Genomic DNA, 22,387 nt, shown 5'->3' with positions numbered 1-22,387 from the left:
TGACAGCACTGCATCGGCTGCTGCACTTTGGTGCCGCGCAGGCTCCAGCGATACCCGTCGATGCCAATCATGTTGCCCCATCGCCTGCTGCCCTGGTGACGTAAAAGCGTTCGAGGGCACTGACGATTTCCTCTGCTTTGTCTACGCAGGTGAACAAGTCGAGATCGGATGGAGAGACATAGCCTTCGTCGAGCAGAAGATCGAAATCAACTACGCGATGCCAGAATGCACGGCCGACCAGCACTACCGGAATACGCTGCATCTTTCCGGTCTGGATCAAGGTGAGCACCTCGAACAGCTCATCGAGCGTTCGATAGCCACCCGGGAATGCCACCAAGCCCTTGGCGTGCAACAAGAAGTGCATCTTGCGCAGCGCGAAATAGTGGAATCGGAACGCCAAATCCGGGCACATGTAGGGGTTGGGTGCCTGTTCGTGGGGCAGCGTGATGTTGAGGCCAATCGAACGTGCGCCAACCTCGAAAGCACCGCGGTTGGCGGCCTCCATGATGCCGGGCCCACCCCCGGTGACGACGACGAAATCACGGCGGTTTTGCTGCTGGAAACGCGCCGAAATAAGGCCCGAGAAACGCCTCGCTTGCTCGTAGTGACGTGCCTGTTCGACCCGGCGATTGGCTCGCGCAAGCTCTTGCCTCAGCCCGACATTCTCCGGAGTGACGAGCGCCTGACGCTCCAGCGCGCCAAGGCGGGCTTCTGCCGTCTCGGCATCGCTCACGCGTGCGCTGCCGAAGACCACTACCGTCGAGTGAATGCCTTGCTCGTGCAGGATGCGCTCAGGTTTGAGCAGTTCGAGTTGTAGTCGCAGCGGCCGCAGTTCGTCCTGGCCAAGCAGCTCGATGTCTTCGTACGCAAGACGGTATGTTGGTGACTCGCGGATGGCGCGCAGGCGTTCAGCGAGATCTTCTGCAGGTTTCATCACTCGTGCGCCAGAAAGTCCGGCCAGCGCAGCGCATGGCCATACTCGGGCACCGTGACCTGCCAGCCGAGTTGCTGCTGCAAGAGTTCAGCGAAGGCTTGCGCGGCCGACGATTCCCCATGCACCACGAAGGTTTGCGCCGGTGCTTGAATGAAAGCACGGGCCCAATCCAGCAGCGCCTTTTGGTCGGCATGCGCCGAGAGGCCGTCCACGCTGTGGATCGCCGCACGTACCGGGATGTCCTCACCGAAGATGCGTACACGTTCGGCCCCCTCGATCAGGCGCCGGCCAAGCGTCCCCTGCGCCTGGAAACCGGGAAACAAGATGCTGCATTCGCGGCGTGGCAAGTTGTGGCGCAGGTGGTGCCGGATACGCCCCGCATCGCACATGCCGCTGGCAGAAATAATGATGGCCCCGGAGCGAATCCGGTTCAGCGCCATGGACTCCTCAGCGCTCGCGGTGAAATCCAGATACGGGAGGTTCTCGCCGCGCGCATGCCATCCGGCCAACCGCTTCGCCTGTTCGTCGAACAATTCGAGATGCTCACGCGTGATGCGTGTGGCCTCGGTGGCCATCGGCGAATCGACAAACACCATTGGACGCTGCAGACGCCCTTCGCAGGTGAGACGATGTAGGTGGTAGAGCACCTCCTGGGTTCGGCCGACCGCAAAGGCCGGAACGATGACATTGCCGCCGCGCTCGAACAGGGTTTTCTCGACGATGCCGATCATGTCCGCTTCGGTCGCCGAAAAATCCTTGTGCCGGCGGTCGCCGTAGGTGGACTCGATGACGAGGATGTCCGCGTCCTCGATGGGTGTCGGGTCGCGCAGGATGGGGCGTCCCGGCTGGCCCAAATCGCCGCTGAACACGATCTTCGTGGGGTAACCGTACTCGGTAATCCACACTTCCACGATGGCCGAGCCGAGGATGTGGCCGGCATCACGAAAGCGGGCGCGCACCCCGACGCGGGGTGCGAACTCCCGGTCGTATTCGATGCCGCGTACCTGCTGCAGGCATTCGTGTGTATCCTGCAGGGTATACAGGGGTGGCGGCACGGTCTTCTCTTTGAACCGCTTGGCAACCCGCTTGGCATCGCTTTCCTGGATGTGAGCGCTATCGGGCAGCATCACCCCGAGCAGATCAACCGTCGCTGGCGTGGCGTAGATGGGCCCCTTGAACCCGGCGCGCGTCAGTTTGGGCAATAGCCCGCTATGGTCGATGTGGGCGTGGGTCAGCAGGACGAAGTCAATGGACGCCGGGTCGAACGCAAACGGCTCGTAGTTGCGTGCTGCTGCTACACGCCCACCTTGAACCATGCCGCAATCGACCAGGAAGCGGACATTAGCCGCTTCGACCAGGAAGCACGATCCGGTGACTTCTCGGGCTGCGCCCAAAAAACTGAGTTTCATAGGGCGTTCACTCGGGTTTTCGCATCGGGCAAGTGCTGAGGCCGAGCAGGCGATAGCCAGGACAGCGGCCTGCCAGGCCGGTGAGGAGCGGCATGATTCCAATGAGTCCCAGCCAACGCCAAGATGAGTCCAGCCACAATGGGAGACTGAGCAAAATCAGTCCGATGACGATGCGCACAATGCGGTCGAGATTTCCAACGTTGATTTGCATGACGGTCTCCTGTGTTGAATCAGCGGCTTGAAAACGCGACGGGGGCGGCAGTGCCCCGCAGCAGATGGGTTGCGCTGGATGCCGCCGTGGATACGTCCCAGCCGCCACCAAGGGCCTTGTACAGCGCCACCAATTGCACGGCGGCGTTGGTATGCGCGCGTGCCGCTGCGGTTTCGGCCTCGTGCAGGCTTCGCTGGGCGGCCAGCAGTTCGACCAGTGCAATGTCGCCCGCCGCGTAGCGCGCCTTGGCGTGTGTCGCGGGGCGGCGTAAAGGAGCCGGGGATGGGCGGCGTAATGGCGCCAGCAGAACCGGGGGTAAAACGCGGATTCGAACGGTTTCAAGGTTGCGGTTTTTTGCCGTTTTTGGCAACTGCATTTTGAGGGGGATCTGGCATCGGTTTCGGGGTGCGGTAACTGTCGCCCTCGAGGACGAGCCGGTAGGCGCCGTGGCGTAGTCGGTCGAGTGTGGCGGTGCCGAGGATGCGGTTGTCGGGGAACGCGGCGCCCCATTCACCGAAGTCGAGATTCGACGTCAGGATGGTCGCCGCGTGCTCGTAGCGGGCCGCGACGAGATCGTGGAAGTCCTCGTCCTGCGGGGTACGTAGCGGTTTGAGCGCGAAGTCATCGACGATCAGCAGCGGCACCCGGGCGTACTGCTGGAACTTGCGGTCATAGGCGCCGGTGGCGCGCGCGGCGTTCAATCGCTTGAGCAGCTCGGTCTGCGAGATGAACAGCACATCGCGGCCTTGGCGGGCGGCGCAGTGGCCCAGCGCCTGGGCCAAGTGGCTTTTGCCGGTGCCGGTTGGACCGGCGATCAGGATCGCGACCTTCTCGTCGAGATACCGGCCTGTCGCGAGATCATGAACGTGTGAGCGGTTCAACGTAGGCAGCCGGTCGAAGTCGAACGTCTCGAGCGTCTTGCCCATCGCGAAGCCGGCGCGCAGCAGACGGGTGCCGAGCTTCTTGTGTTCGCGACGGGCAACCTCGTCGTGCAGCAGCATGGCAAGGAACTCGGTATAGGCGAGCTGCCCGTCGATCGCCTGACGGTTGCGCTGCTCAAGCGAGTCGAGGATGCCGGACAGGCGCAGCTGTTTGAGGATGGAATTCAATTCGGGACTCGGGTTCATGGTGTCAGTGGATCAGCAGGGATTGGAGATCACGGCCGAAGCGGCCGCCGTTCTGGTAAGCGCCAGTCGGGGCCGACGCGGGACGCGGCACCGGTTCGCTGTCCAGGCCTTTGTCGAGGATGCCCTTGATGGTGCTGTACTTCGCGCTGCTGAACGCGAGCGCACGCTCGCAGGCTGCTTCCAGCCTCTGATCGCCGACTTTCTGTCGCAGCCGGATGATCCCCTGCGCGCCGCGCAGGTTGACGAGCACCTTGTCGTTGAACAGCGCGAGGATCACGCCGTGGCACGACGGCCCGATCTCCTTCGCGCGCGCCAGACACCACTGCGGATCGTGCTCGAGCCAGGCCTGCGCTTCGGGCGGCTGGTGATCTCGCACCGTGTGGCGACCGCCGGCCCGCTGCCGCGGATGGGTTGCGACGAGTTCATGCCGATGGAACAGCTGGATGACCGTATCGGTCGCCTTCAGCCAGAGCGACTTGCCGACGAGCGTGAACGGTGCAGAGTACAGCGCGTGCTTGTAGACGACGTGGCCGTCGCGATGGACCGCCACCTCCTTCCAGACCGACAGTACCGGCGGCACGTCCGGCAATGCAGCGAGCAACGGGCGCTCGACGCCGAAGCGCGTCAGCGGCCGTTCGTGGACGGTGCCGTGGATACGAGTGCCGGCCTGCTGCATCACCCATTCGCGCAGTTGCCGGTTGGCGTCGGCCAGATCCCGGAACTCGCGCAGCGGCACGAAGGACTTCTTGACGTATTTGACGCCCGATTCGACGACGCCCTTCTTCTGGGGATCGTGCGGCGGACAGGCGTCGATCCGGAATCCATATCCCTCGGCAAGCGCGGCGTACGAGCGTTGCACCGCCGGCTCGTATCGACACGCCCGGATGATCGCGCACTTCGCGTTATCGATGATGACCCGGTCGGGACAGCCGCCGAACCATTCGAAGGCGCGCCGGTGGCTGGCGAGCCACGTCTCGACGGTCTGGTCCAGCACGATCTCGGCATACTGGTGGCGCGACCAGCACAACGTCATCACGAAGATCCACGTCCGGACCGCAATGCCCTCGACCGTCAGCACGGGTCCCGCGCCGAAGTCGACCTGCGCGGCGTCGGCCGGTGCGAAGTCGAGGATCGTTGTGGTGGCCACGCTGCGCTCGGCAGCCAGATGGCGCAGCATGCGCTTCACGGCACAATAGCTGCCGGCGTAGCCATGATTGCGTTGAAGGGCGGCATGGATCGTGGTGCCCTGAACGCCGGCGGCAAGCCATTCGCGGACCTGTTCGCGATATGGCTCAACCGTCGACACACAGGTGTGCGGCAGGTGCGGCGTGCGCCCGAAGACACCCGCGATCGTAGCGTCGTCCGGCAGCGGCTGCACCGGATCCAGCCAACTACGCGCTTCAGCCTCGCGGCGCACGGTCGTCAGCTTCTTGCGCCCCATCAAACCGCCGCGCGCGATGTCGCGGTCAGAATCGCCTTGCCGCATGCGGACAAGGACTTGGCGGTATTCAAACAATTCGAACCTCCTGTTGGCCATGGACGCTCCGTTCAAAAAGAACGGAGCGTACCGACTCGGAAAGTTCGAACCGCGTTCTCGCCCTGATGCTGCTGGCGCCTATGCGCCGCCCCTAACGTGGCGCCATTACGCCGCCCTTGGACTGGCGCCTATGTGCCGCCCCTCAAGTGGCGCCCTTATGCCGACCCCGCATTGGCTCCATAGCGCCGCCCCGTGACATGGCGTGGCCGTAGCTTGTGCGCGCGGCATCCAGTGCCATGCCACGGCGTTCCAGTGTGTCCAGCCCGCCGTGGTAGTCGCCCAGCGCGCGTTCGGCGTCGCCCAGCGCCGCCAGCACGGCCTGCTCGTAGGCCAGCGCGGCCTGCCGCTGCCCCGCCTCGCGCGCCCGAATCTCGGCGCGCACGCGGCCGCCGTCGAACAGGCGCCAGGAAATCAGCGGCAGGATGGAAAAACGCGAACTGGATGCATCGAACCAATCGCCCGTACTGAGCGCTTGGAACCCGCCGCCGACACCAATGGAGAGTTTGGGGAACAACTCGGCCGTGGCCACGCCGATGTCGGCAGAACTCGCCGCCAGGCGACGTTCCGCAGCCAGTACGTCAGGGCGCCGGCGCAGCATGTCGGCACGCTCGCCCACCGGCAGCGCCCGCAGCGTGCTCGGCGTCAAGGGGCCATCCAGCAGTGCCAGCTCCCGCTCCGGCGGTGCGCCCAGCAGCACGCCCAGGCTGAGTACCGCGGCGCGCTGGCGCGCCTGGATATCCGGGATGAGCGCGTTGACTGCTGTCCATTGGGCGTACGCCGCCTCCACGTCGGCGGTCGACGCGTCGCCCAGCGCATGCCGAAGGCGCACCAATTCCCAAGTCTGCTGCAGCGTATCCAGCGTGGCCTGTTGTGCGTGCAACTCGTAGCGGGCGCCGACGGCGGTGAACCAGGTGCGCGCGACCTCGGCCACGATGCGCATGCGTATGCCCTGTGCCTCGGCTTCGGTCGCCTGCAGGCGGGCGTTGGCGCCTTCCAGGGCGCGCCGCTTGGCCCCGAACAAGTCGGCCTCCCAGGCCGCGTCGAAGCCCGCGTCGTAGATGGTCTGCGTGGCGTCAAGGCCGGGGATCGAGCCTACGGGCAAGGGGCCGTTCTCGCTTTGACGGCGCCGGTTGACGCTCGCGCCAGCGGCGGCGGTGGGCAATGCCTCGCCGGCCACACGATCGCGCAGGGCGCGTGCCTCATCGATGCGTGCCGCAGCCTGGCGCAGATCCAGGTTCTGTGCCAGCGCCGTGGCCATCAGGCGATCGAGGATGGGATCGTCCAGTGCAGACCACCATTGGCTCAAGTCTGCGGACTGGGATTCGCTTGCCAACGGCAAGCTCCAGCCGCTGCCGACGTCGACCGGCGGCGGCTCGCGGTAGTCGGGGCCCACGCTTGCGCAGGCAGTCAGCAGCACGCAGGACAGGGCCAGCGCGAGCGGACGCGCGCGCCCAGGGGTCAGGCCGGTGACGGTTGCGCGAAGAAAGGGAGTGCGGGGCTTGGATTTCATTGCAGGCGTCCTCGGACGAATACGGTGGCCATCGTCAGCGTGGCCAGGGCGATGACCGCCAGCGGCCACAGGCTGGCGAGAATGTCACCGGGCGGCATGGCCTTGAGAAAGCTGCCTTCGACGATGATGAGGAAGTGGGTCAGCGGAATGGCCTGGGCCAGCCATTGCAGGACGACGGGCATGTTTTCCACAGGCGTCGCAAAGCCGGACATCAGCACCGCCGGCACGCCGATGGCGAACGCCCCCAGGATGGCCTGCTGCTGCGTCATGCTGACCGCGGAAATCATCAGACCGATGCCGACCACCGACAGGATGAACAGCACCAGACTGGCGAGCAGGAGCGCAAACGAGCCCGTAGCTTTCCTTGGTCACCAGTGCCATCAAGCGCCGCAGATCAAAACGGCGCAAGTCGGTCTGCAGGGGGCCACTCCCGTCTTTGTGCATTGTGGCGCCGTTCATATGGTGGCCTCCATCTCGCGGTCCGCCGACTCCACCAGGTGAATGAAGGCGTCCTCCATCGTCGGGTCGGGCCGTTCTGGGCTGATCGCCGAACGCTTGAGCGCGGTACCCTCGGCCTCGATCGCCTCCAAGTGGCCCGCCCACTGCGCTACCGCTTCCGACATCCTCGACTCCGTTTTCAATCATCACCCAGTCAACTGTGCACGACTTCCCTCTAGGCAAATAGGATGCGGTTAATGGAGCTCATACTGAGCGCGTCGGGCGTATCCAGCGCAATCAGTTGCGCACGCGACAGCAGTAAGCGGCTCGGCGCGACCAGTTCCATATTCGCGCGCGCATGGGGCATGATGTGAGAGCTTGGGGAGTTCCGTGAGGATCACGTGAGATCGTGCCCACGATCGTGGATCATGGGCACGATCTATCTGGATCTATGAAGCAGTCAGGCAGTGCCATGCGAGCTGACCGACGTCAGCTTGTCGACCACATTCCAAGGCAGCAGTTCGTCGACGCGGGTGATGACGTGATCAGCGATGTGGGTCAAGACGTATTCCAGATAGGCGCGCGGGTTGATGCCATTGAGTTTGCACGCACCAATCAAGCTGTACATCGCGGCGGCCCGCTCACCCCCGCTGTCGGAACCAGCGAACAGGAAGTTCTTTCTCCCGAGGCTCACGCAACGCAGGGCGTTTTCTGCCAACGCGTTGCTGATCTCGGCTTGCCCATCCTCGCAGAACAGCGTCAGCGCAGTCCAGTGATTCAGCGAGTACTGGATCGCGCCGGCCAGCTCCGACTTGCGCGACAGCGTCGCGAGCTTGGCCCGGATTCTCGTTTCGAAGGCGTCCAGCAGCGGCTTGCTTTTCTCACGCCGCACGCGCTGCCGTTCATCGGGCGGCTTGCCGCGGATGTCGGTTTCAATGCCGTAGAACTCGCCGATCATCTCGAGCAGTTTCTGGGTCTCGTCCGTCGGTGTGCTCGCGTGGATCTCGTAGTACTTTCTCCGCGCGTGGTCCCAACAAGCAGCCTCGCGGATCTTGCCACTTACGTACAACTCGTCGAAGCCGCCGTAGGCATCGGCTTGCAGGATGCCTTCGAATCCGGCGAGATGCGTCTGAGGATGGATGCCTTTGCGATCGCACGAGTACGCGAACCACACCGCAGCCGGCTCCGTCGAGCCCGAACGGCTGTCGTCGCGCACGTACACCCAGAGTCGCCCGGTCTTCGTCTTCTTGTTGCCTGGCGCGAGCACGGGGATCGGCGTGTCGTCCGCGTGCAACTTCGTGCCCGCCATCGTATACCGGCGCAGCGCGTCGGTCAGCGGGCGGCAGAGCGCCTCACACTGTCCGACCCAGCGACCCATGCTGGCGCGGTCAAGCGTCACCCCGTCGCGCGCCGCAATTTCCGATTGTCGGTACAGCGGCGCATGATCTGCGTACTTCGACACCAGAATGTCGGCAAGCAAGCTCGGATGCGCGATACTGCGCTCGATCGGCAGTCCCGGCATCGGTGGCTGCGCGATGTGGCCGCAGGCCGGACAGACCGTCTTGTGCCGGATCGTGCGGATCACCTTGAACATCGCCGCAACACGGGCGAGCTGTTCCGAGACGTCCTCGCCGAGGCACTGCATAGCACCTTCACACTTGGGGCAGATCGAATCCGGTTTGAGCACGCGATCTTCTCGCGTAAGGTGCGGTGGCAGCGGCTCACGTACGGCCGGATCGCTGCTAGTCGTGGACCTTTCTCGTCGGACCTTTGTGTGCTGAACGTCGGCGACACCGCTGCCTGCGGCCAAATCCTCAAGCCGGAGCTCAAGCTTCTCGATCTCTCGGGCAAGTTGTTCCGACTTGCGGCCGAAGTGCATTCGCTTGAGCTTGTCGATCAGGAGCTTCAACCGTGTGATCTCGAGATCGCTTGCGGCGATGTCGCGGCGCAGCTGTTCGATCTCGAGTTCCCGTTCGATGGCCGACGCGCGAGCCTCAGCCAGCATGGCCTTCAGTGCAGCGACATCGTCGGGCAGATCGTCGAGATTCGGCATGCGCCGGAGTTTACGAGCCTCCCGAGCGGTTTACAACACCTACAGCATCGACAGAGGTGCCGTACGGCGGGGCTGCCGCCAATCGATGCCTTCGAGAAGCATCGACAACTGCGCGACCGTGAGCGAGATCTTGCCGCCATCGGCTTGCGGCCAGATGAAGCGGCCGCGTTCCAATCGCTTCGACAGCAGCCAGAGCCCGTCGTCGGTGGCCCAAAGCAGCTTCACGAGATCGCCTCGACGTCCGCGGAAGATGAACACATGGCCGCACAACGGATTCTCCTCGAGCGTCGCCTGTACCTTCGTGGCAAGCCCCTGGAAGCCGCAGCGCATGTCCGTGACGCCCGCAGCAAGCCAGATGCGGGTGCCGGCCGGCAATGTGATCACTTCAGGCATTCCTGCAGGAACGCTTCGGCCCGCTCAGCAGACAGGCCGCGAATCTTCACGCGCCGCTTGCCGATCTCCACCTCGATCTCGCACACGGGCGTCGGCATCGGTACGCCGCTTGTCACCTTCGACGTCGCGTTTCCCGTAGGCTGCGGCGCTGGCAGCATCAACACCGAATCGATCACGTCAACGCTCAGCAACTCCGTGCCTGTCATGGCCGACGGCGCAGCTTCGAGTCCCGGCAGTTCCAGCTTGCCTTCCCGATATTGCTTGCGCCACCCGAACACGACGTTGGCGTTGATGTCGTGCCGCCGCGCGACGATCGACACCGACATGCCTGGTTCCAACGTTTCCCTGATCACTTGCTGTTTGAATGCCCGCGCATACGTGCGATGGGCCGGGCGCGCTGCATTCGGCATAGCTGACCGTCTCCGTCAATCTAAACGCGACTATCATGCGCCAGCAAAATCAGCATCGGGAAACGGTCGGGCCGAGTCGCTTACCGACAGCATGGCCACGCGATCGCAGTATTCGGCCTCGTCCATGAAGTGGGTGGTGACCATGATGGTCACGCCCTTGCGGGCCAGTCCGTTGATGTGGGTCCAGAATTCGCGCCGGGTGATGGGATCTACCCCTGAAGTGGGTTCATCCAGAAACAGAGACCGTGTCCGGTGAATCAAGGGGCTATCTCAAACTTGCTGTTTATGCTGTATCGCATGTACCGGATGGGTTTGCGGGAATTCGCGGGCTTCATGCACGACTATTGGCGCGGGCGTGGCGTCGAGCTGCCCGTACCCAGCTTTGGCCATCTGTCGGACCTGTTTGCTTCGCTGGACATCACGGTGCGCAGGAAGTGCGTGCGCGCGGCTGAGCGCCTCAATGAAGGCGAGCCGGTGACGGTGATAGTGGACAGCACGGGCTTGCGCTTTTCTCATGCCGGCGCATGGTACGAAAAGAAATACGGCAAGAAAGCTGAGCGTACGCCATGGCGCATGATGCATCTGGCCATGGATGCTGAAGGCGACGTACTGGCAGTGGAAATCACCGATACCGGCACTGGAGACAGTAGCGGCCTCGATTTGCTGTTGCCGCAAGTCGGTAAGATCGATCGACTCATTGCCGATACGGCGTATTACCAGATCGAGCGCAATGAACAACTGCTCGCCAGCGGCGTCGTGCCGGTGATTCCTCCCAAGGCCGATGCGGTCGATGACGCGAAGCAAAATCGTTGGCACGATCAACTTGTGCGTTATCTGAAAGAGAAGGGACAGTATGCATTCCAGAACAAATATGGCTATGGCCTGCGCGCTCGCGTTGAGGCGCAATTTTCGCGCATTAAGCGCTGCATCGGCGACACGCTGCTGACGCGTCGCATCGCGTCACAAACTCAGGAAGGCCGCGCTATCGCCAACCTGATCAATCAATGGAATGCATTTGGTCAGGCGAGGTGCGTTAAAAAAGCCTAATTGCGTCTGCACCACCAGCGCCCCTAACCTCCCGAACAAAGCCGAAGCAGATCTTCGATTCGGTTGATCCCAAACGCTGGTGCTTTGCGCTCTCTACTTCTCCGTCGAGATTGGCATTGAATTGTTCAACTTCTTGACACGGTAGTCGAGTTGCGCGCGTGTCAATCCGAGAAGACGTGCGGCTTCTGATATGTTCCCGTTCGCGGCTTTGAGTGCCGCGCGTACGAGCGCATCTTCGACCTCGCAAAGTGTCGCTTTGTTCATCTGTACAGCAAGCGCTGCCCAATCCTCGAGCCCCTCCGGGGCTTCTCCGCTCTTGCGGATCGTCTCGGGGGGAGCGCTCGTCGATATGGAATCGAGGGCAAGCGACCCAAGGTCGCTTAAACCAAAAGCACCCTTACATTCCACGGTGTCACCGCTACTAAACAAGTGGCATACATCGAGCGTACCGCCTTCCTCGGCGAGGATAACGCCACGTTCGAGCACATTTTCCATCTCGCGGATATTCCCGGGCCACGAGTAATCCAGCAATAGATGAAGCGCACGATTGGATAAGCCCTTGAGGGACCGACCATGCCTTTTTGAAAATTTCTTTATGAAAAATTCCAGCAAAACCGGGATATCATCCTTTCTTTCACGCAAAGGTGGAATAACAATTGGAAATACATTCAGCCGGTAGAAAAGATCCTCACGAAAACGCCCGCTTTTTATCGCCTGTTTGAGGTTGTCATTAGTCGCAGTAATTACCCGAACATTTACCTTAACCGTCTTTGAACTCCCGAGGTGCTCCATCTCCCCCGTTTGCAAAACTCTCAATAGCTTCGCTTGAGCGGTTAGACTGAGATTACCAATCTCATCCAAAAAAATGGTCCCTTCGTTTGCGCTTTCGAAACGCCCAACGCGGGCATCGGATGCGCCGGTGAATGCCCCTCGCTCCACACCAAAAAGCTCCGATTCAATCAGCGAATCGGGAAGAGCTGCACAATTTAATTCAACGAATGGTTTCCCTACACGCGAACTTCTGTTGTGCAGTTCCCGAGCAAACAGGCTTTTGCCCACGCCGCTCTCGCCCATCAGTAAAACGGTCGCACTAGTGGGAGCCACTCTGAATATTTTGTGCATCACTGCGTTGAATCCAGCAGACGCCCCTATTGGTCCTTCTTTGACAGGCACTTCGTCAGGCTTGCAAGGCACACACTCATGATCTGTAGAGTCAGTCGGGCTGGCCCTGAACTTTTCAACGCGACAAAGCGACGTTTCTCCAGAGATTGTGGCAGCATATACCGAAGATCCGCATCGGGGGCGTCCCACTCGTCCACGGGCTTTCCAATGATTCGACATAATGTATTGCCCATCGCGCGGCATTCGACTTCCCGGTATAGAATACGCCGGCCCATGAAAGCGCTCGTGTAGCCGCACGCGTAGCCAATCTGCATCCAGCAGGCTGGTTCGGAGCCGATGCCGTACACGGATATGTGAGCCTCATCCTCGGACGAGTCTTTCCACAGAAATTCCCCGTAATACTGACCGGTGGTGCTGTCGATATCCACTCTGACAGGTTCTACCAGGACGATGCCTTCCAGGGCGTGAAGTTGAGGACCTACCGCGAAGGCATCAAATGCGCTGTCTTGCCCGCGAACCTTTCGTGCGAGCGCGGCATCCCGAGAACCCGATAGATATCCCATGCGGGTCAGCAATCCGCGCGCAGCATCGCTACCTAAAGCTTCGATGAGTTCCTGTCGCAGTGAAGCAAACGCGTCCGTATGGATCAAGACCATTCGACGATCGTCGAGCCAGATGCGACCGTCCGCAGGATTGAAACGAAGCCGTTCCGCCAGATCCCGAATGTCCGGAAAATGCAGATCAGCCACTACATCTGGCACGAAAAGCGGTATTCCTCTGTCTATTTCTCCCGCTTTCCCTTTCTCCTCCTTCATGTTCCCTCCTCAGGAAATCGCCAGTCAGGGCTCTTTCTTAAAAGTTCATCGTCTCGCACGCTCTCACCGGGTGCGTAAACCTGCCTGGAACGAAAACCTAATTGGGGGACCGTTCGTTGCCACATGCCGTTGGCGTCACTTGAACGCCCCCCCAAAGGCCTCCGCGCGGAGGCTTAAAGCGCCTCTTCCGAGAAGAAGTCACCGACCAACCGGTTAAATCGCTCTCCATGTTCAATCTGCGTCCAATGGCCACAGCGGCCGAACACGTGCAGCTGCGCCCGTGGAATCAGTCTGAGCAGTGTATAGGAATTGGACAGCGGGATGACCTGGTCTTCGCGCCCATGGATGATGAGTGTCTCGTGCGGAAGCGAGCCGACGTCCTCCTCCCGGCTCGCCATAGCGTCCACCCAACGCTGGCGCGGTGCCGGAAACATACTTGAAAACGCTTCCTGAAAGTTCGGCCGGATGCTTGCCTCATAACGCAGGCGAGCGAGGTCGTCATTTACGAGATTGCGGTCGAACGCAAAAACATCGAGCAACTCTCGCATGTTGTCGATTGACGGAACGTAGCCCCAAACCTTGTCCAACCCCTCCGTTATCGGGAAGGAGATACCCACGCTGCCCATGAGGACCAATCGGCGCACTCTTTCGGGCGCCCGGATGGCCAGCGCCAAGGCCAGAGCCCCTCCGAAAGAGTTGCCCACCACGTGAGCCTTGTCAATGCCAAGCGCATCCAGCAACCCGAGCGCATGCCCGACCCAGGTATCCATGTCATACCGGATACCCACCGGCCGCTCGGTATATCCAAAGCCCACCATGTCCGGTGCGATGACGCGAAACTGCTTCGCGAGTTCAGGGATTGTGAGGCGCCAGTTCGCCCATGCGGTTACTCCAGGGCCCGATCCATGAATCAAAAGAACAGGCACTCCCTGACCACGATCGTGATAATTGGTTTTTATACCATTTGCGGTGACTGTATTCGCAATTTCTAAAGAATCCGACATTTGCAACTCCATATATCCAGTATCCGGCAACGAGCAATAACTTGATTTCCCTTAACAACCTCGTATGATTTTTCTTGGTTGAATCATCATCGATCTTTCTCAATGCTTCGCCGCAAAGCATGCTTGGGCGGCTTCCATTGGCATCAACCCTGCATTGAAGTAGCCATGCAAACGCTTGACGACTTCTTTGTCGGGTACATAGGGCCACCGGATAAAACCTAGTTCGACGGCCGCCTCAAACCAGGCGTTCGTCCACGCCTGCAGGTGCTTTGCATCCCCGATGCGTCAGTATATTTGACTCGTCAAACATAGTTTGTCGACCTCTGATGACTCGGAGCAATCATCTGCGCAATGCGACTTACGCTAGACCGCGCCCTCTGGGGGAAGTACCACTTCCTGAACGGCTAGCGGATTTTCGCGTAGATCTCATTGCACGAGCGTCCGCTTCCGTTTCCCTTCTACGAGCGTCAAATTCAGGACACTAGCCTCAAGCTTAACCCGCGTCGCTTGAGGTACGGCAGGTCCAATACATTATGTCTAAAAACGTCTTTGGTCATTCATGACTTCAATGTCCGGCTTCGTGAACACAAAAATTGCTGTTCCCGACTCACGCGACCTCTTGTGGGCTTAAATTTCGCCGATGAACGTGGTACGTCAATAATCACAATGTTTGCCTTTAACGGTGTCTGACAGTCCTGACCTACAGGGTCAACCCCACCCGCGCCCGCCTCTGCATCAAAACCGTTTTTGCCAGGCCACCGCTGCGTTGATCTGCGAGTGGGTCACCTTTATCGGCACGGAGGTGTTGGGCTGACTCGTGTTCGTCAAGGTCTTCTGCAGTGCGAATGATATGCCGAGGTCGATCTTGCTGTTTTGGCTGAACGCATAAGAGACGCCGCCGGTCAGGGTCGTGGTCGGGATGGCGGGAATGACGGCCAACAGCATATTGTTGGGTATGGCTTCCTGCGCATAATGGAAGCCCGCACGGAACGCGAGGCTCGCGTTGTAGCGGTATTCCGCCCCCACGCCAAACACGTTGATGTCACGGTAGTTCTGCGGCAGCGACAGGTTCAGGTTCGCCCCCGTGCCCGACTGCACGAAGCTCACGTTGATGTCCTTGAACACGCTCGCGAGAAACACGCGCTGATAGTCGGCCGAAACGCTCCAGTGATCGTTTAACCGGTGACTAATACCTGCCGTGAACTGCGCGGGCATTTCGAAGCTGTGGACCGTGATCTGACCGTCGAGCGGGATGTTTCCGGCAACGGAACTTACTGCCGACAACGTTGCATGGCCGCCCAGATCGCCCACGCGCGTCTTGAAGTTGTAGGCCAGGCCAAACACGGTGTCCGGCGTGAGGCGATACGTGAGGCCCAGCTTGCCGCCGATCCCCCAGGCATCGGCACCGCCGCCCACGATTCCGTTATGCGCGGAGTTGATATACCCGCCCGACAGGCCTGGCACGCTGGCGAGCGCGGGCAGCAGCGTGCCGGACGCGCGGTGCTGGGCCGCGAGCGTACCGATCTGCGAGGCATCCAGCAGCATGCCGAGATTCAGCGAGGTCCAGACCGCGTCGAGCGAGCCGCCGACCGTCAGCTTGTCCGTGACGTCGTAAGACATGGCAAACGGAATGCGCAACACCAGGAGACGCGAAAAATTGTCGAAGCCGGTGTTGATGCCGTTGGTGGTCGTGCGCGACAGAAAGCTGCTGCCGCCGTACTGCGTGCCGAGTCCCCCTCCCGCGAAGGCCCCCACGCCGAATGCATACTTCCCGGCCCGATACACGAATGCGGCTTCGGGCGCGAAGTAGGGGCCGTTGTTGTTGCCGTGATTGCCAGAAGAAACTGATTCACCGGTGGCGGCGTTTCGTATGTTGATATCGGTGTTGATGACATCCAGCCCGAAATCTAGATAGGCCCCCTGCTCCATCAAGCCCAGCGTCGCCGGGTTCGTCATCATGGCGGCCGCGCCAATGTCGTACGCCACGCCTGTGCCCCCCATGGCGCGGGACACGGGGCCATAGCCCTCCAGATTGAACACGTCAGTAGCCTTCGCAGTGCCCATCGCAAATAACGCGACCGAAAAAACCACGATCACCCGCACAGCGACACAACTCTGATTGATCTTCAATTTCGTCTCCTTACCAGATTTTTTCTAATAATGGTATGAGCGTTCTCGCGCTCACCCTCGCTTTACGTCGAAGCAGCTTTATGGCCGGATCAGTACCTTCATTGCGCTGTCCGATTTCTGATGAAAGACCGAGAATGCCTTGTCGACATCAGCAAGTTCGAACGCGTGTGAAAAGTACTCTTGCGGATTGATCACACCACGCTCCATCAGCCGCAATGCCTCCCACATGTAAGGCTGGGCGTTAGCGAAGCCATTCATGTGCAAGCTGATATTGCGCAGAAACACATCGGCCAAATTCAGATTGAAAGTTGAGTCGCAGAAAACGCCGATCGCGGCAACCGTTCCGCCGGGGCGAACCAGATCGAGGCACATCTGTAGGGTTTCGGGATAACCGACCACCTCGATCACTTTGTCAAAGCCACGTCCGCCGGTTTCTGCCAGTGCTTTTTCTTTCCAGTCTTCCTGGTTCGCATCAATCGCCACGCCCCCTTTTTTGCGCACGACGTCAAGACGATGGGCAACCTTATCGAGTACAACCACGCGCCCTGGCCCTCTGTGCAGCGCGATATCGAGAGTCATCATACCCGTCGGCCCGCAGCCCACCAGTGCAACATTCTCCCCGACCTGGATATCGGCCAGGCGGTTGGCGATGATTGCCGACGGCAGGTTGCAGGAAAGCGTAACCGCCGCTTCATCGGGAATTCCCTTCGGCACATTCATCGCGTGACCATCCGCGTGAGGGACGATCAGGGCCTCCGCATGAGTTCCATTGATGCTGCCGAAAGGTATGCCGAATCCATAGACTGCGTTTTTGGTAGTCTCACAATGTGCGGTCTGCCCAACCTCGCACATGTAGCAGTGGCCGCATGAGACTGAGTACCCCATACTGACGCGATCCCCCTGCTTGAAGCGCCCGACGCTCTTACCGACCTCCACGACTTCGCCGATCAACTCATGACCTGTTTGGGACTTGCCTTTTTCCATGATTCCATCAAGCGCGCCCCGGTAAAGGTGCAAATCGGAGCCACATATCGATGTGGCCGTTACTTTGACTAGCATTTCGTGGTCGGAGCGAATGACAGGGTCTGGAATATCCGTACAGCGAATATCCTGCGGACCGTAATAGACTGCGGCTTTCATTTTGGATTCCTTATAGATTAGTTAGCATAAGTGGTGCTTTCACCTTCCCGTATCCTGATGTCTCAACCCCTCTTCATACTTAAGAGGCCAGTTCAAAAACCCCTGAGGCGGCTGTTTACTTTCTCGGTAAGCTGTTAACCTTGGATGTCTGAACAACGGAACCCAAGGGATGGAAGCGCCGATTATTGATGACGAATTGTGGACACTGATCGAACCGTTACTGCCGCCGCCCAAGCCCCGGCGCAAAGGGCATCCTGGTCGCCCACGCGTATCGGATCGGGCGGCGTTGAATGGCATCCTGTTCGTGTTGAAAACCGGACTGCGATGGAACCACCTGCCGACCGTATTGGGCTTTGGCTCCGGCGCGACCTGCTGGCGACGACTGAACGACTGGCGCAAAGCAGGCGTATGGGATCGACTGCACGAACTGCTGCTCGACAAGTTGCGCGAGGCCGGGCAGATCGATCTTTCATACGCTGCCGTCGATTCCTCGTCGGTACGAGCTGTTGGGGCGGGCGAAAAACTGGCCCGAACCCCACGGATCGCTCGCGACCCGGTTCCAAACACCACATCCTCGTAGACGCCAATGGCGTTCCCATCAGCGCCATCCTGACAGGCGCGAACCGCAACGACGTCACCCAGTTGCTGCCGCTCGTCGACGCGATTCCCCCGATCCGTGGCGCGCGCGGCCGACCACTTCAGAGACCCAAGGTCATCTATGCCGATCGTGGTTACGATTCCGATCCGCATCGTCAACGATTGCGCGAACGCGGCATCAAACCGGTGATCGCACGGCGCCGCACTGAACATGGCAGTGGTCTGGGCAAATTCCGTTGGGTCGTTGAACGGACTCACTCGTGGCTCCAAAACTTCCGTCGTCTTCGCATACGCTTCGATCGTCGAGCTGACATTCACGAAGCATTCTTGAAATTCGGCTGCGCCCTCGTCTGCTGGAACATCTTCAGGCGTACGGAGCAGCCTTTTTGAACTGGCCTCTAAAGGAAAATCTTGAACCCCAAAACTCCGAAAAAGTTGGGGCAACAAGAACCGGTCTTCGTTAGATCAGACCCTCGGCTTTGAGCGCGGCCTGCACGGTCGGGCGAGAAGAAATTCGATTCGTATAGCTCTGCAAAGTCGGCCAGCGTCCGATATCTACGCCGACCCACTTGCCCCAAGACAGCACGGTGAACAGATAAGCATCAGCAACCGTGAAGTTATCTCCCATCAGATAGACCTGACCACCGAGCTTTTTTTCAACATAAGCCAGACGCGCCGCGATCAAATCATTTACGATGGCTTTCCATTCTTCCGGCGTTTTAGGATTGAAAAGCGGTGCAAAAGCCTTGTGAAGCTCGGTCGAAATAAAGTTTAGCCATTCCACCAAACGATAGCGCTCCATCGTCCCGGCTTCAGGCGCAAGCCGCGCTTCGGGAGCCCGATCGGCCAAGTACTGTACGATCGCCGGACCTTCCGTGAGCACCTGCCCATCGTCGAGAACCAGCAGCGGCACATAACCATTGGGGTTGACGCTGCGAAAGTCAGAACCGCTCTCGGTCTTTTTGCTTTGCAGATCCACTTTTTCGAGCTCGAATGTCAAGCCCATTTCACGCAATACGATGTGCGGTGAAAGCGAACAAGCGCCAGGACTGTAGTACAGTTTCATCGATTACTCTCCTCTGATTAATAGACTTGCATTGACATTAATTCGCAAGTCGTGTGGACGCTTCATTAAAAGAAACGATCGAAATGAAGCTGTTCGAAAGGAACACAGTAGCCGATCATCAACATCTCCTGAAGAGCCTGAGTCATAGGTGGAGGACCGGCGAAATAAAACTCAAAATTTGACAGCGTATCCCCGAACACACGCCGAACCACGTCATGAACAAATCCCGTTTCACCGCTCCACTGAAATCCGGAGGCCTCACCCGGCAAAGACACGACGGGGTAAAAATGAATGCGTTCGTCGTAGCCACGTAACATGCGCAGGAACGATTCTCCGCAAATGTCTGACGGCGTTCTCCCACCATAGAAAAAATGGAGATGGCGTGTTTCCAGCATGCCGGACTGCGACGCGCCACGTGCAATTGACACCATCGGTGCAAGACCCGACCCGCCCGCTACGCAAACAATGTCGCGTGGGGCCTCCGTTCTCAAGAAAGCAAGGCCGTAAGGTCCATCGATCTCCAGTTGATCTGACCTGCTCCCCGTAAACCGGGCCAGTCGGAATCTAGTAAAGTCCGTTTTCGGAGAGGAAGACGGACATGAAGAAGCGCTTTTCGGAAGAACAGATCATCGGCTTCCTGAAGGAAGCGGAGGCGGGCCTGCCGGTGAAGGAGCTGTGCAGGAAGCATGGGTTCAGTGACGCCTCGTTCTACACGTGGCGCGCGAAGTTCGGCGGCATGGAGGTGTCGGAAGCCCGTCGGCTCAAGGAGCTGGAAGCCGAGAACGCGAGGCTGAAGAAGCTGCTGGCCGAGGCGATGCTCGATATGGAAGCCCTGAAGGTGGTCGTGAAGGGAAAGCCCTGAGCCCGCAGGCCAGGCGCGAGGCGGTCGCGGCGATTCGGCAGAAGGTCAATGTCTCCGAGCGCCGTGCCTGCCGGCTTGTCGGGCTTTCGCGCAGCGTGCTGCATTATGAAGCGCAGCCGGACCACGAGAATGAGGCGCTCAAGGCGCGCCTCATCGAGCTGGGGCACCAGAGGCGGCGTTTCGGCTATCGGCGGCTACACGCGCTGCTGGCGCGCGAAGGAAGGCACGTAAACCACAAGCGCGTGCACCGGCTGTATCGCGAGGCCGGACTGGCCGTGCGGCGCCGGCGACGGCGCCACGGCGTGATGGTCGAGCGCGAGCAGCTGGCTTTGCCGAGTACGCCGAACGAGGTGTGGTCCCTCGATTTCGTGATGGACGCATTGTCCAACGGGCGTCGCCTGAAGTGCCTGACCATTGTCGACGACTTCACCAAGGAAGCGGTCGAGATCGTGGTGGACCACGGCATCTCGGGTCGGTATGTGACGCGCGTGCTGGACCGGGTGGCGCGCTTCAGGGGCTACCCGAAAGCGTTGCGCACGGACCAGGGACCCGAATTCACGAGCCGCGCGCTGGACCAGTGGGCCTACGCCAACGGCGTGACGTTGAAATTGATTCAGGCGGGCAAGCCGACGCAGAATGCGTACATCGAGTCGTTCAATGGCAAGTTTCGTGACGAGTGTCTGAACGAGCACTGGTTCACGACGCTCGCCCACGCCCGGGCCGTGGTGTCGGCATGGCGCCGGGACTACAACGAGGCACGGCCGCACAGCGCATTGAACTACCAGTCGCCGGCCGAATTCGCGGCGAAGCATCCGGCACCAGTAGGCGCTCCTGTCTTGCAGGAGCATGTTTGAACAGGACTTTACTAGAAGCTCCGTGGCCCTATCGAAGGGGGCAGGTCAGATCGCCCGCACGAAGGTGATGGAACAACTGCTCTGTCGCTTTACCTTGCGGCACGCGCCGGATCTGGAAATGCCACTCGCCTCGATCATTGCCGGTGTTAGACATGGAGTAGGCTCGCGGCGCGGTCACACCAGGGACCGAAAGCATCGCATACTGTCCCGCCAAGAAGGTGGCCGGGCCATCCGTCACAAAGCGAAATTCGCGAATGTCGTGGGTGACTTCATGCGATTCCACAAACTTGGCCAGCAGTCGCTTCGGCCTCACTTGAGCTTGATGGTCCGCCTCGACGCGCACCTTTATCTGTATGTTCCCCTTGGCTCTGCATTGGCACGCTAACAGACGACCTTTACGGCGATCGCGTTCGGTCAGCCCTGGCGCGTCTGGCCAAAGATTCTCGGCCTCTCCGTCCAGAAGATCAAACTTGCAGCTGCCACACCCGCCCGAGTTGCACTCATAGGGAAATCCTATTCCGGCGCGCAAAGCTGCCCGCAGGACAGTGTCTTCCCCCGCCTGGACAAAGGCATTTTTCTCTCCCTCTATGAGTATTTGATGTTCAGACATACATGAAATCCCTGTGATTACGCTGTCAAGATCACCAAGAGCGCGTGATCCAGGCGCTCTTGATGGTCCCCTGAGACAGCATCGGCTGGAAGTCTTTCCTTACAGACCCAGGGATCGACGAAACTCTCGAGTCGCCGACTTGGCCGACTCCGAGGCGTCTGGTACATCGGCAAGCGTGCTGCAATAGGCATCGATAGCCGCATCGCCGAGCGATTCCCAATTGGCAATCCAATTCTTGATAACTTCGGCGTTACCTGGCTTTTCGAGCGCCATCTTGACCAACGCCGTGGCCCAACGCCTGTGACGTGCCGCGTCGATGAGTTGGGCGTCCGTCAACAGGCCTAGCAAAGTATCTCCGTTATGGCGTCCGGACTCGCCCAGCTTGCGCAGCACCGATTCCTCCACCGCAGGCTTGGCGACCAGGTTGAGCGCCACAAACGCTTCGGCCCAGTCCCATGTTACGAGAACCTTTTCCATAAGCTCACGGAAGCCTTGCCAGGCGACGTCATCTTCCCAATATTTACGTTCGTCGCTACCAAAGCCCTTGTCCTGGAATGCTAGCGACAACTCTTTCGTACGATAGGCCGTATGGCTCAACCAGCGGAAAGAATCGGCCATCTGAAAATAGTTGCAGTTGGTGATAGTGCTCGCTGGAGCCATCTGGCCGACGTAAGCGGAGGCCATTTGCAGCGTGTGGAACAGGTAGCGGGCCGGGGTATATAGCCGGGCCAGCTTACCAGCCCAGCGGGGATCCAGCGACTTATCATGTTCACGGGAATTGAACTGGTCGAACAACCCGAAGACATACGTCTCCTGGCCGTCCTGCATCAGGTTGTACGTGCGATAGATGACTTCGTCCGGATCGCGGAACGCGTTCCAATCGTCGTGCTTGAGCGGACTATTGAGGGTGTGCTGCTTGAACCAGCGGCTCATCCACATATCCGGATCGAGCTCGTAGGGAGCATTCGGATCCCTCTTGTTGTAGTGCAAATTGGTGGAAACGATCTCGTATTCGCTCGGTTTGCGGCGCCGCGTCGCGAGATGACTCCAGGTCTTGAGCGGCTTGAGAACTTGAACTTCAGACATGCTTGTCTCCTCGAATCTTTACTTGGTGGGGC

The 22,387-nt window shown here is 59.9% G+C and carries 22 protein-coding genes and 3 pseudogenes; 3 read left to right on the top strand and 22 right to left on the bottom strand.

Translation table 11 applies throughout. The features are described 5' to 3' along the window. Nucleotides 1-67: 67 nt before the first annotated feature. From BBJ41_RS10655 to BBJ41_RS10610, 13 genes and pseudogenes are all read right to left on the bottom strand, one after another. Nucleotides 68-934: an LOG family protein gene (locus BBJ41_RS10655; protein WP_011516036.1), complete on the bottom strand. Its 867-nt coding sequence runs from the start codon at nt 932-934 to the stop codon at nt 68-70. Further along, nucleotides 934-2,343 (bottom strand): MBL fold metallo-hydrolase RNA specificity domain-containing protein, encoded by a 1,410-nt coding sequence (locus tag BBJ41_RS10650; protein ID WP_011516037.1) that lies wholly within the window; start codon nt 2,341-2,343, stop codon nt 934-936. Before BBJ41_RS10650 ends, BBJ41_RS10655 begins: the two co-directional genes overlap by 1 nt. A 7-nt stretch (nt 2,344-2,350) precedes the next feature. Further along, on the bottom strand, nt 2,351-2,554 hold the full coding sequence (locus BBJ41_RS38860; RefSeq protein ID WP_010792188.1) for a YgaP family membrane protein: 204 nt from the start codon (nt 2,552-2,554) through the stop codon (nt 2,351-2,353). Nucleotides 2,555-2,573: 19 nt separating this feature from the next. Further along, nucleotides 2,574-2,807 (bottom strand): annotated as a pseudogene (locus BBJ41_RS38855) (efflux transporter outer membrane subunit); the annotation flags it as partial. Nucleotides 2,808-2,892: 85 nt separating this feature from the next. After that, nucleotides 2,893-3,681: an IS21-like element ISBmu1 family helper ATPase IstB gene (istB, locus tag BBJ41_RS10645; RefSeq protein WP_012213993.1), complete on the bottom strand. Its 789-nt coding sequence runs from the start codon at nt 3,679-3,681 to the stop codon at nt 2,893-2,895. A 4-nt stretch (nt 3,682-3,685) separates the two neighbouring features. Then, nucleotides 3,686-5,197 (bottom strand): IS21 family transposase, encoded by a 1,512-nt coding sequence (gene istA / locus BBJ41_RS10640; RefSeq protein ID WP_027809980.1) that lies wholly within the window; start codon nt 5,195-5,197, stop codon nt 3,686-3,688. 202 nt (nt 5,198-5,399) lie between these two features. After that, nucleotides 5,400-6,728 (bottom strand): annotated as a pseudogene (locus tag BBJ41_RS10635) (efflux transporter outer membrane subunit); the annotation flags it as partial. After that, nucleotides 6,725-7,084 (bottom strand): annotated as a pseudogene (locus BBJ41_RS10630) (ABC transporter permease); the annotation flags it as partial. The pseudogenes BBJ41_RS10635 and BBJ41_RS10630, both read right to left, overlap by 4 nt. A gap of 99 nt (nt 7,085-7,183) precedes the next feature. After that, the gene (locus tag BBJ41_RS40320) at nt 7,184-7,351 is read right to left on the bottom strand and encodes a hypothetical protein (protein WP_021161685.1); all 168 of its coding nucleotides are present in this window, start codon (nt 7,349-7,351) and stop codon (nt 7,184-7,186) included. Nucleotides 7,352-7,626: 275 nt separating this feature from the next. Next, nucleotides 7,627-9,219, bottom strand: a complete 1,593-nt coding sequence (gene tnpC, locus BBJ41_RS10625) for an IS66 family transposase (protein ID WP_027813733.1) — start codon at nt 9,217-9,219, stop codon at nt 7,627-7,629. A gap of 39 nt (nt 9,220-9,258) precedes the next feature. Then, nucleotides 9,259-9,603 (bottom strand): IS66 family insertion sequence element accessory protein TnpB, encoded by a 345-nt coding sequence (gene tnpB / locus BBJ41_RS10620; protein ID WP_027813734.1) that lies wholly within the window; start codon nt 9,601-9,603, stop codon nt 9,259-9,261. Continuing rightward, nucleotides 9,600-10,022: a transposase gene (locus BBJ41_RS41910; protein WP_027813735.1), complete on the bottom strand. Its 423-nt coding sequence runs from the start codon at nt 10,020-10,022 to the stop codon at nt 9,600-9,602. Before BBJ41_RS41910 ends, tnpB begins: the two co-directional genes overlap by 4 nt. Nucleotides 10,023-10,055: 33 nt before the next feature. After that, entirely contained in the window at nt 10,056-10,283 is a 228-nt protein-coding gene (locus BBJ41_RS10610) for an ATP-binding cassette domain-containing protein (RefSeq protein WP_069746429.1), read from the bottom strand. On the opposite strand from BBJ41_RS10610, the gene BBJ41_RS41535 reads away from it, so the two are divergent. Continuing rightward, nucleotides 10,275-11,069, top strand: coding sequence for an IS5 family transposase (locus BBJ41_RS41535; RefSeq protein ID WP_235996207.1), 795 nt, complete (start codon nt 10,275-10,277; stop codon nt 11,067-11,069). The genes BBJ41_RS10610 and BBJ41_RS41535 overlap by 9 nt on opposite strands. Nucleotides 11,070-11,162: 93 nt before the next feature. On the opposite strand, the gene BBJ41_RS41530 is transcribed toward BBJ41_RS41535, so the two are convergent. The 5 genes from BBJ41_RS41530 to BBJ41_RS10585 form a co-directional block, all read right to left on the bottom strand. Then, on the bottom strand, nt 11,163-12,191 hold the full coding sequence (locus BBJ41_RS41530; protein ID WP_236872062.1) for a sigma-54 interaction domain-containing protein: 1,029 nt from the start codon (nt 12,189-12,191) through the stop codon (nt 11,163-11,165). Between the two features lie 26 nt (nt 12,192-12,217). After that, on the bottom strand, nt 12,218-13,006 hold the full coding sequence (locus tag BBJ41_RS41525; RefSeq protein ID WP_236872015.1) for a XylR N-terminal domain-containing protein: 789 nt from the start codon (nt 13,004-13,006) through the stop codon (nt 12,218-12,220). 173 nt (nt 13,007-13,179) lie between these two features. After that, nucleotides 13,180-14,010 carry an alpha/beta fold hydrolase gene (locus BBJ41_RS10595; RefSeq protein ID WP_011516071.1) on the bottom strand — a complete coding sequence of 277 codons (831 nt, stop codon included), beginning with the start codon at nt 14,008-14,010 and terminating at the stop codon, nt 13,180-13,182. A 735-nt stretch (nt 14,011-14,745) separates the two neighbouring features. Beyond that, nucleotides 14,746-16,140 carry an OmpP1/FadL family transporter gene (locus BBJ41_RS10590; RefSeq protein WP_011516073.1) on the bottom strand — a complete coding sequence of 465 codons (1,395 nt, stop codon included), beginning with the start codon at nt 16,138-16,140 and terminating at the stop codon, nt 14,746-14,748. 78 nt (nt 16,141-16,218) lie between these two features. After that, the gene (locus BBJ41_RS10585) at nt 16,219-17,280 is read right to left on the bottom strand and encodes an alcohol dehydrogenase (RefSeq protein WP_011516074.1); all 1,062 of its coding nucleotides are present in this window, start codon (nt 17,278-17,280) and stop codon (nt 16,219-16,221) included. Nucleotides 17,281-17,449: 169 nt separating this feature from the next. Here BBJ41_RS10585 and BBJ41_RS38845 point away from each other — a divergent pair. Next, nucleotides 17,450-18,267 (top strand): IS5-like element ISRme6 family transposase gene (locus BBJ41_RS38845; RefSeq protein WP_156814768.1). Its coding sequence is split into 2 segments (ribosomal slippage): nt 17,450-17,798 and nt 17,798-18,267, totalling 819 coding nucleotides; the frame shifts between segments, so codons are not numbered across the junction. Between the two features lie 70 nt (nt 18,268-18,337). Here BBJ41_RS38845 and gstA read toward each other — a convergent pair. Beyond that, entirely contained in the window at nt 18,338-18,943 is a 606-nt protein-coding gene (gstA, locus tag BBJ41_RS10580; protein WP_069746428.1) for a glutathione transferase GstA, read from the bottom strand. A 65-nt stretch (nt 18,944-19,008) separates the two neighbouring features. Further along, nucleotides 19,009-19,374: a ferredoxin reductase domain-containing protein gene (locus BBJ41_RS10575; protein ID WP_236872014.1), complete on the bottom strand. Its 366-nt coding sequence runs from the start codon at nt 19,372-19,374 to the stop codon at nt 19,009-19,011. Nucleotides 19,375-19,541: 167 nt separating this feature from the next. Here BBJ41_RS10575 and BBJ41_RS10565 point away from each other — a divergent pair. Further along, a protein-coding gene (locus BBJ41_RS10565) for an IS3 family transposase (protein WP_370512851.1) occupies nt 19,542-20,659 on the top strand; the annotation gives its coding sequence in 2 pieces (ribosomal slippage) (nt 19,542-19,800 and nt 19,800-20,659; 1,119 coding nt in all). Between the two features lie 28 nt (nt 20,660-20,687). Here BBJ41_RS10565 and BBJ41_RS10560 read toward each other — a convergent pair. Both BBJ41_RS10560 and BBJ41_RS10555 read right to left on the bottom strand, forming a co-directional pair. Further along, nucleotides 20,688-21,269 carry a 2Fe-2S iron-sulfur cluster-binding protein gene (locus BBJ41_RS10560; protein ID WP_083281847.1) on the bottom strand — a complete coding sequence of 194 codons (582 nt, stop codon included), beginning with the start codon at nt 21,267-21,269 and terminating at the stop codon, nt 20,688-20,690. A gap of 99 nt (nt 21,270-21,368) precedes the next feature. Then, the gene (locus BBJ41_RS10555) at nt 21,369-22,355 is read right to left on the bottom strand and encodes an aromatic/alkene monooxygenase hydroxylase subunit beta (RefSeq protein ID WP_011516078.1); all 987 of its coding nucleotides are present in this window, start codon (nt 22,353-22,355) and stop codon (nt 21,369-21,371) included. Nucleotides 22,356-22,387 lie beyond the last annotated feature (32 nt).

The organism is Burkholderia stabilis (genome assembly GCF_001742165.1).
In the GTDB taxonomy this organism is placed as follows: domain Bacteria; phylum Pseudomonadota; class Gammaproteobacteria; order Burkholderiales; family Burkholderiaceae; genus Burkholderia; species Burkholderia stabilis.
This window is presented reverse-complemented; position numbering and strand designations above follow the sequence as displayed.